Source organism: Arthrobacter sp. R4 (assembly GCF_051365025.1).
Lineage (GTDB): Bacteria > Actinomycetota > Actinomycetes > Actinomycetales > Micrococcaceae > Arthrobacter.
Genome location: NZ_JBLWIJ010000028.1, coordinates 1 through 1111, shown reverse-complemented (window position 1 = coordinate 1111; position 1111 = coordinate 1). Strand labels below are relative to the sequence as shown.

The window sequence follows — 1111 nt, the reverse complement described above, 5'->3', positions numbered from 1 at the left end:
GCGGGGCCCGGCCGGGCCCCGCCACCTGTGCGTTTGCCGCGCCCCGTGAAAGAGTGAAGCAATGACTGAACACACCGTTCCATCGTCCGCGCAGGAACTCATCTATGGATGCATGGGCCTCGGCGGCAGCTGGTCCGACGAACCCCATGGGTCTGTTCATGTGGACGAGGCCGCTGCCGCCGTCGACGCAGCTCTTGCAGCCGGGATCACACTGTTCGACCACGCCGATATCTACCGCCGCGGGAAGTCCGAAGCCGTGTTCGGTGACGTCCTCGCGGCGACACCCGGCTTGCGTGACCGGATCCGGCTGCAGACCAAGTGCGGGATCCGGCTCAGCGAACGCGGGCTGCCCGGGCATTATGACCTCAGCAGGGAATCCATCCTGGAGAGGGTAGGCGCCAGCCTGAAGAGGCTGCGGACGGACGTCGTGGACGTGCTCCTGCTGCACCGCCCCGATCCGCTGACGGACGTTGCGGAGGTGGCTGCCGCCGTCGGGCAGTTGCTGGCCGAAGGCAAGGTGCGTGCGCTTGGCGTGTCCAACATGTCCGGCGCGCAGATCCAGGCGTTGGAAGACCGGCTGGAAGTCCCCGTGGTGGCTAACCAGCTGGAGATGAGCCTGCTGAAGCGCGCCTGGTTGGAGAGTACCGTCCTGGTGAACCACGCGGAGCACCTGGACTACAGCTTCCCGCACGGGACGTTGGAGTACTGCACCAGAAGAGGCATCACCCTGCAGGCCTATGGTGCGCTGGCCCGCGGGCTGTACACCGGGGCGGGCCCGGAGGACCCCACAACGGCCGAGGCAGCCACCGCGGAGCTCGTGGGGGAGCTGGCACGGGAGCACAACACCACGGGGGAGGCGGTTCTCCTGGGCTGGCTCATGAAGCACCCAGCCGGGATCGCGCCTGTGATAGGCACCGTGAATCCGTCAAGGATCGCCGCCTGCGCGGACGCTGCCCGGGTTGCCGAAGCCATGACCCGCGCCGAGTGGTACGGGCTGTGGGTCACGGCGCGGGGCAGCAGCCTCCCCTAACCCAACTAGGTGTATTACCCACGGAGGTTGGTGACGCGGCTGGCGGGTGGCTGACCCTTGAGTGCGGTGTGGCCTCGGTGG

General features: G+C 67.7%; 1 protein-coding gene. It reads left to right on the top strand.

Translation table 11 applies throughout. The features are described 5' to 3' along the window. Positions 1–61 precede the first annotated feature (61 nt). A complete protein-coding gene (locus ACLKOZ_RS16810) occupies positions 62–1030 on the top strand; it encodes an aldo/keto reductase (RefSeq protein ID WP_436476701.1) in 969 nt (322 codons plus the stop codon). Positions 1031–1111: the final 81 nt, after the last annotated feature.